Below are 7,489 nucleotides of genomic sequence, written 5' to 3' on the forward strand. Positions count from 1 at the left end.
TTCTGATTGCTTTATATGCTGCCCCATTTTCTCCACCAGTTGTTTGATGCTGGCTGGAGTCTTTTCCCAATCTGAGTCGGAAATTTCAATTCCGTAGGCGAGGCAGTTTTCATCCATGCCTCTTAATCTACCATCTCAGTAACCCATTTTTGACTGTAGCGTTTCTTATCCTGTGAACGGTTACACTTTTGTAACTATTGGGCGTTTCTGCGAATAACTTGTGAATCTCCCTGACAACTTAGTAAACACTGCACTGTCAAATTATCAGGGAAGATTCTTTTATGTACTTTTGTAAAGAATTGGCTGGCTCTGCATAAAACTAGTGAGCCGCAACGTATTAAGTATATGGTTACTAACTTGATGTGAACTAATTATGTTTTATTTCATCTTCATAGGTTATAACATTTCACAATTCGCAATGACGCTCGCGGACTCGCTAACGCAATTAAAAAACTAAGATACAGCAAGGCTTTGAGGGTTAACATCAAGATAACAGTTTCCCGTCTTGTCCATGTGCAGTGGGCTGGACTGGCATCTGCGTTGCTGCGTTGCTGCGTCTCCTGTTTGCGATCGCCTACCGAACAGTTACACCATTGCTCTAACAGTTATGCAATATTTACTAAAGACTGCTATCAATAAAATTGGTAATTATAAGCGTTGTAATTCGTGATTAAATTTCTTAATTACGAATTATGCCTTGCAATACTAGTGTCTTTGCAAATGACTAACAACAGATAACTCATAAAAGCTAATAGTGGAGAAATGATGGCAAATTCAACTTTTAACCTTTCCACCATCAACGGCACTAACGGCTTTGCCATCAACGGTATTGATTCAGGTGACGGTTTAGGCTACTCTGTCAGCAGTGCGGGAGATATCAACGGCGACGGTTTTGACGACCTGAGTATCGGTAAATACGATCCTAATCCGTTTTTCCCGTTTTTGTTGGACTACCTCAGCATCAAACCAAGCCAAAGCTACGTGGTGTTTGGCAGCAAAGGGGGTTTTAGTGCTCAACTCAACGTCTCTACCCTCAACGGCACTAACGGCTTTGTCATCAACGCCATCAATCCAGGTGACTTCTTAGGCTCTTCTGTCAGCAGTGCGGGAGATATCAACGGCGACGGTCTTGACGACCTGATTCTTGGGGCATTTCGTGCCAACGGCGAATCAGGGCAGAGTTACGTAGTGTTTGGCAGCAAGAGTGGTTTTGATGCTCAACTCAACGTCTCTAACCTCAACGGCACTAATGGCTTTGCTATCAACGGCACCAATAATAACTTGAGTGATCAATTAGGCGGCTCTGTTAGCAGTGCGGGAGACATCAACAGCGATGGTATTGACGACCTGATTATCGGGGCAATACGTGCCCCCAACGGCAACAGGTCAGGGCAGAGCTACGTGGTGTTTGGCAGCAAGAGCAGTTTTGATGCGAGCTTTGACATTCCCACTCTCAACGGCACTAACGGCTTTGCCATCAACGGCATTGATTCAGGTGACTTCTCAGGCGGCTCTGTTAGCAGTGCGGGAGATGTCAACGGCGACGGTCTTGACGACCTGATTCTTGGGGCATTTCGTGCCTCCTCCAACGACAACAGGTCGTCAGGGCAGAGCTACGTGGTGTTTGGCAGCAAGAGCGGTTTTGATGCGAGCTTTGACCTCTCCACCCTCAACGGCACTAGCGGCTTTGCTATTAACGGCATCAATGTAGATGACAACTCAGGCTTCTCTGTCAGCAATGCGGGAGATGTCAACGGCGACGGTCTTGATGATCTGATTATCGGGACAAGAGATGCCTCTGAGAGCTACGTGGTGTTTGGCAGCAAAGGCGGTTTTGATGCGAGCTTTGACCTCTCTACCCTCAACGGCACTAACGGCTTTACCATCAACGGAATCGGTGCATATGACCGTTCAGGCAGTTCTGTCAGCAATGCGGGAGATGTCAACGGCGACGGTCTTGATGACCTGATTATTGGGGCAAGAAATGCCTCTGAGAGCTACGTGGTGTTTGGCAGCAAAGGCGGTTTTGATGCGAGCTTTGACCTCTCTACCCTCAACGGCACTAACGGCTTTGCCATCAACGGAAATGACAGATCAGGCTTCTCTGTCAGCAATGCGGGAGATGTCAACGGCGACGGTTTTGATGACCTGATTATCGGCGCACCAAGTGCCGCCGCCAACGGTATCAGTGAATCAGGGCAGAGCTACGTGGTGTTTGGGGGGAAGAATATCGGCAGTGGCAGCACTATTAACTTAACGGGAACTGCCTCAGCAGACACTCTCATCGGTACAATTGGAAACAACATCATTGACGGCAAAGCTGGTAAGGATACCCTGACAGGCAACGGTGGTTAAGATAAGTTTATTCTTCGCCTAGGCGATGGTAATGATACTATCACCGATTTTGATGGTATTGGGAAAGGTACAAACCCATCGGTAGCACTCATTGCCAATGCTGACACCTTGCAATTTACAGGTTCGGGCTTAACTGCCAGCAATCTGCAATTAACCCCTCAGGGCAACAACTTAGAAGTCACCTTTGAAAATGCATCTAACACCAAAGTCACTCTGCAAAACTTCAAATTAGAAAACCTAGATAACCTGCCAGCAAGTTCTTCAAGACCTGCACTCGGCAATATCCTCTTTGATGGGCAAACTAGCACTGCGGAAAGCTTTGATGTGATTGATGCCAATTCTACTCAAACTAGCATTTTCAACAAAAATACTGTCACCTTCCTCAATGACTTAAACAATAACATCACAGGTTTTAACAACTCCAATGATGTGATTAATGGTCAAGGGGGTAATGACAAAATTGATGGCTTGAGTGGCAATGACCTGCTGCGGGGCGGTGCTGGTGATGATACTCTCATTGGTGGTGCTGGCAATGATATCCTTGTTGGTGGTGCGGGTGCTGACAAATTCCTTTATAACACCAATGCTAACTTTGCCTTGAGTACTGTTGGTGTAGATACCATTAGTGACTTTAACAGTTCCCAAGGTGACAAGATAATTTTAGATAAGACTACCTTTAATGCGATCACTTCTACAAAAGGAACAGGTTTTAGTAACGCCAATGATTTTAAAATCACTTCTAATGCGGGGACTAGCACAGCGAAAATTGTCTACGATGCTGTGAATGGGCAATTATTCTACAATCAAAATGGCAGCGTAGCTGGTTTTGGCAGTGGTGGTTTATTTGCTACTCTAACTGGTGCGCCAACTCTCACGGCATCTGATTTTGTGTTGCAAGCATAATTTGCCCTGAAACATCTGGTGAAAAAGAATGTAAAGACATAGCAGTGCTACGTCTCTACATCGAACAGCAATAACATCGCTTTACTTAGATAAGACTTTTTGCATAAGTCGGGAAAAGGGGAAGTTGAGGTACCCTCTGGGGATAAGGGGAAAAGGTTCTATATTGTCCCCTTGCCCCCGCCCCTTATCCTTTTCTCCCTCTTGCAAAAAGCACTTTTGCAAGAGGTCTACTGAGGTTAGCCCATCTGAGGTCTGCCCCCATGAGGTTAGCCTCACCAAGGTCAGCGCCCATTAGGTTAGCCTTGCTGAGGTCAGTAATTATACCTGATTTTTTAAGTTTCCACTCATTCCAAGCTTGCACACCTTTCTTCAGCCAAGCATTATGCTCCTCATTAAGCATTGCAGAAATAAACAAACCTCCCTCAACCTCTTGCCATTGGTAGGCCCTGGGGCAATAGAACGGGTTTGTAAAACTCTATAATCATCCCCACATTGGGAGAATCAAGTTTTTTGGCTCATCCGAAATTCGTTGAGGCAAGAACATTTAGCTTGGTCAGCGCAAAGTGCGATCGCGTGTAGTGAGAAACCTTTCAGTAATAATCGCTTCAATTCGTCTTAGGTTAGTATCTTTCTTATACGTTTTGGCACGGCTATGCCAAATACGCTAAATATAAAGGTAAAACAACTGCCAATGCTCGATTACGTCAGTGCAGGAATTGCATTTTACATCACAATGCTTCCCGTACAAGAGTGGATATTGGAATTCCGGCTTGGTTATCTCGGTCGCTACTGGAGCCTGATAAGCGTTGTTGGCTTATTAATTAGCTTTTTGCTCTGTCTGCTGATATTTGTGCCATTGATCATTAACATGGCATTAGATCCGTTCAGATATCCACATCGTTTGGTCATGAGTGCGATCGCTGCGGTGATTTTTGGTGCAATACTCTGGTTGGGGCAGTGGCTAATTCTCCGCCAGACTGAGATGACACCAAGAGTGTTTGCGCTGATCAATACAGTAGTTGGAATTTTTGTCTTCTCTGTGCTGGTGTGGTTCAATCAAAAAAGTTTGCAATGGAGTGGTGGCCCGATTGAAGGCTGGAAAACCGGACTCATCTTCCTAGCGGGTGGCACAGTTACTGGAGCGGCGACGGGTAAGGCATTAGATTTTTACTGTGGACGAGTTGAGCAGCGATTAATCAAACTTGAGAGGGAGAGGGTAGAGCAAGAAACCCAAGAACGAGAAAGGCTAAAAAGAGAAAGAATTGAGAAGGAGAAATTAGAGCAAGAACGTTTAGAAGCAGAGATGGCAGAACGGAAAAGAATAAGCTAATCGTCATTCATTTTTCCAGACTGATTCACTTGTAGTAAGGGCTTCAGCCCTGGTGTTATGCAACTTAAATGCTCATTAGCTTACAGCGAGAGGCGGCTCAAGAGGAAGAACGCCTGTGGTACGAGCAGCATGGGAAAGACTATGCAGATTATGAATATGACGAGGAAGAGGAGGAAGAATAACTTTGTGCTGACATGAACATAAGTAAGCGATGCCTGCGGCGGGCTACGCCTACGCTGATGAATTAGCTCTCACTGATGGAATGGCACGCTTGATTTATGTGAAACCTCTTTGCTGGCAGGGTTGCAGCTTCGTGTGTTTTGGGCAATTGGATACCAGTACGTCAAGGATTTCAACATCTTCTTAATTCCCCGCACTATAGAAGGGTGTTGGGGGTAGGGTTGCAGCTGAGTGTGTTAAGAAAATCGAATTTTAGTGCATCAAATAGAACAACATCTTTTTCCTTCCCTACACACTACACCCTGTACCCTTTTTCCTTCTCCACACCCTTTGATCTAGGAATACCAGAGATTTACGCTTAACAAGCGTGCCATTCCCCTTACCACCCTGAAGCCTAATTCCCCTTTTTACCGTTGCCAACTTCATTTGACGGTTACAAATCAAAATCAAGGCTGAATGTTTCCCCTGAAGAATCTTCTTCTTTCTCCTGTGCAAATGGAGTTGAAGTCATTGAAGGAAGTTGGTTTGACTCAGTATTAATCGGAGTGTTGGCTAAAAGTTGTGCAGGTAATCCAGCCTTGATGAAAACAAAATAGCAATCAACTATAAAGTAAATCGTGTCCAGGTAACTTTTATCTAGTTTTTGGGATTCTGCAAAAATGCGCTCTCGGTAATTATCTTTGAGGCGAACTTTTTCCGGTGCTAAGTCTTTTTTATCTGCCATTGTTATAACTTCACTTAAAAGATGTACCAGATGTAGTAGTTGGGTTCTTGGCAAAAATAGTTTTTGCCATCTCTAAAAGCCCAGAGACATTGGCTTCCACCGGATTGTCTAGGATTTTGAAGCCGTTTTTCTCCAACAGCTTCTTAAATCCTGGTAAGAGGCAGCCTCCACCAATCGCCCAGATTTCATCCCCCTGGTGCTTGGCATCAAGTGTCAGATTCACCACTTTCTTCAAGTATTTTTCATACCAATCTTTTAAACTTGCGCTGTATATATCTTTGATATCGATGTCACGGCTGTATCGGGTATGCCCCATTTCCAAACAAAATCGGATAATGGAAGGATCTCCGATTTTTCCGCCATTTAAATGTTTCATTTTTTGGGAGATATCATCGATGAGAACTTCTACACCGATGGGGTAAGCAGTGTGAACTTCTCGCTGACCCCGGTTGTAACGAGAATACAGGGTCGTACCATTGCCAAAGTCTAAAATGGTTAATTTTTTGGGTAGTGGATGCCCAAACAATGCACCCATACCCTCTAGTACAACTTTTAGCACTTCTACTTTCACATCTGATTGTTTGCCAGCTAGTATCGGCTGATATTCTCCATTTAGTACTTTTTGTAGTTCTGATGCTAGAGCAACATCATGTAAACTGACAACTAATTTTAAGTGCCAAGCCTTACGGTGTGGTAGATGTGCCAATGCACCCAATAAAGTCAACAACGCATTATTGACTTTATTTTCATTATTGTCTGTGTTGCGGTCAAAATAATTTCCTGTCCGGTAAGCTGACTCTCCAACAGTGTAAGCACTACCGTTAAAAACTACACGCCCTGGCACATCTTCCATCTCGGCATTGGTTATATAGCTGGGGACACGAACTACTTCAAAGCCATCGACTAAAAGTTTAAGGCTTCCGTAACCGTTATCGAAACCCGCAGAAAAAATTTTTTGTAAGGTGTGAATGTTTGACATCTGCTCCAAGTAATACACTTTAATTTGTGAAAATTATCTATTCAGATAATTTGAGAGGGGAAGGGAGAGAAAAATAAAATAATTACCCCTTTTTGATCCAGACCTAAGAGTTTATCATAACCCCTTGGGGGCTAAGTGGGGTATAAAATGTCAACCAGTCAGATGCACCCCATTTAGCACCTATGTACACCCTATATAGGAGTCAAAATATCATCAAAGTCCTAAACTACTGTTGGGGTATATATAACCCCCATATAGCCACCATTAAGAATTTTTGAAATCTTTTTTATCAACGTAGTAGAAATTAATTTAGATGGTTGACTTTTTGATTTACGCTCGCTTTACTGTCAATATTGCTGTTACCAATTTATTTACCTGCAAGATGTCTAGCTAAAGCTCTGATCCACTTGGAATTTACCTACGAGAAATTGGTCGCTTCAAGAGGCTATTGTCTAAAACTTGAGATTTTCTACGTAAGAGAAGTAAGGTCTATGCTGGCACTTGAGCAGCAAAAAAATTTTCTCGTGCAACGGCTAAAGCGTTCTCCAAATGGGTCTGAACTTTCTGCTGAGGTGAATAAAACAGAAGCAGAATTAACCCAAATCCTTGAACAAGGCCAACTGGCTAAACATTTAATAATTACTGCCAGCCTCCGATGAGTGGTTGCAGTCGCTAAAAAGTACCGTTGGAGTAATCTAGAATTTTTGGATCTGATTCAAGAGGGATCAATAAGCTTACTTTCATGCGGTAGAAAAATTTGAGCCGAATCGGGGCTACAAATTCTCTACTTATGCATACTGGCAGATTCGGCAGGCAATTACCAGAGCAGTTGCAGAACAATCTCACACTATTCGTCTATCCCATGACTAAGTAATTACTAATTCGTAATTCGTAATTCGTAATTGGTAATTAATGGACTGAGTAACTCAATTCATTGATGGAGATAAAAAACATAATTCCTTTTTTCAGAGTAGGCGACTTTCCTACGGAAAGCTACTTGAACAGTCTTGGGATGAAA

At 43.5% G+C, this 7,489-nt stretch carries 8 protein-coding genes and 1 pseudogene; 6 read left to right on the forward strand and 3 right to left on the reverse strand.

Annotated features, from left to right (window positions below; genetic code table 11):
* Nucleotides 1-762: 762 nt before the first annotated feature.
* Together H6G97_RS53845 and H6G97_RS53850 are read left to right on the forward strand one after the other, a co-directional pair.
* Nucleotides 763-2,355 carry a beta strand repeat-containing protein gene (locus tag H6G97_RS53845; protein WP_242055920.1) on the forward strand — a complete coding sequence of 531 codons (1,593 nt, stop codon included), beginning with the start codon at nucleotides 763-765 and terminating at the stop codon, nucleotides 2,353-2,355.
* A gap of 108 nt (nucleotides 2,356-2,463) precedes the next feature.
* Nucleotides 2,464-3,258, forward strand: a complete 795-nt coding sequence (locus H6G97_RS53850) for a calcium-binding protein (RefSeq protein WP_190946346.1) — start codon at nucleotides 2,464-2,466, stop codon at nucleotides 3,256-3,258.
* Between the two features lie 184 nt (nucleotides 3,259-3,442).
* On the opposite strand, the gene H6G97_RS41065 is transcribed toward H6G97_RS53850, so the two are convergent.
* Nucleotides 3,443-3,673: a pentapeptide repeat-containing protein gene (locus tag H6G97_RS41065; protein WP_190946347.1), complete on the reverse strand. Its 231-nt coding sequence runs from the start codon at nucleotides 3,671-3,673 to the stop codon at nucleotides 3,443-3,445.
* A 237-nt stretch (nucleotides 3,674-3,910) separates the two neighbouring features.
* Between H6G97_RS41065 and H6G97_RS41070 the strand changes: the two genes are divergently transcribed.
* Nucleotides 3,911-4,588: a hypothetical protein gene (locus H6G97_RS41070; protein WP_190946348.1), complete on the forward strand. Its 678-nt coding sequence runs from the start codon at nucleotides 3,911-3,913 to the stop codon at nucleotides 4,586-4,588.
* 613 nt (nucleotides 4,589-5,201) lie between these two features.
* On the opposite strand, the gene H6G97_RS41075 is transcribed toward H6G97_RS41070, so the two are convergent.
* Together H6G97_RS41075 and H6G97_RS41080 are read right to left on the reverse strand one after the other, a co-directional pair.
* Complete coding sequence (locus H6G97_RS41075; protein WP_190946349.1) at nucleotides 5,202-5,492, reverse strand: hypothetical protein; 291 nt, start codon at nucleotides 5,490-5,492, stop codon at nucleotides 5,202-5,204.
* A 10-nt stretch (nucleotides 5,493-5,502) separates the two neighbouring features.
* The gene (locus H6G97_RS41080; RefSeq protein WP_190946350.1) at nucleotides 5,503-6,471 is read right to left on the reverse strand and encodes a ParM/StbA family protein; all 969 of its coding nucleotides are present in this window, start codon (nucleotides 6,469-6,471) and stop codon (nucleotides 5,503-5,505) included.
* 412 nt (nucleotides 6,472-6,883) lie between these two features.
* Between H6G97_RS41080 and H6G97_RS56265 the strand changes: the two genes are divergently transcribed.
* The 3 genes and pseudogenes from H6G97_RS56265 to H6G97_RS53860 form a co-directional block, all read left to right on the forward strand.
* Complete coding sequence (locus tag H6G97_RS56265; protein ID WP_190946352.1) at nucleotides 6,884-6,934, forward strand: hypothetical protein; 51 nt, start codon at nucleotides 6,884-6,886, stop codon at nucleotides 6,932-6,934.
* Between the two features lie 28 nt (nucleotides 6,935-6,962).
* Entirely contained in the window at nucleotides 6,963-7,130 is a 168-nt protein-coding gene (locus tag H6G97_RS53855) for a hypothetical protein (RefSeq protein ID WP_242055921.1), read from the forward strand.
* Between the two features lie 130 nt (nucleotides 7,131-7,260).
* A pseudogene (locus tag H6G97_RS53860) lies at nucleotides 7,261-7,341 on the forward strand (hypothetical protein); the annotation flags it as partial.
* Nucleotides 7,342-7,489 lie beyond the last annotated feature (148 nt).

This window comes from Nostoc flagelliforme FACHB-838 (genome assembly GCF_014698065.1).
GTDB lineage: Bacteria > Cyanobacteriota > Cyanobacteriia > Cyanobacteriales > Nostocaceae > Nostoc > Nostoc flagelliforme_B.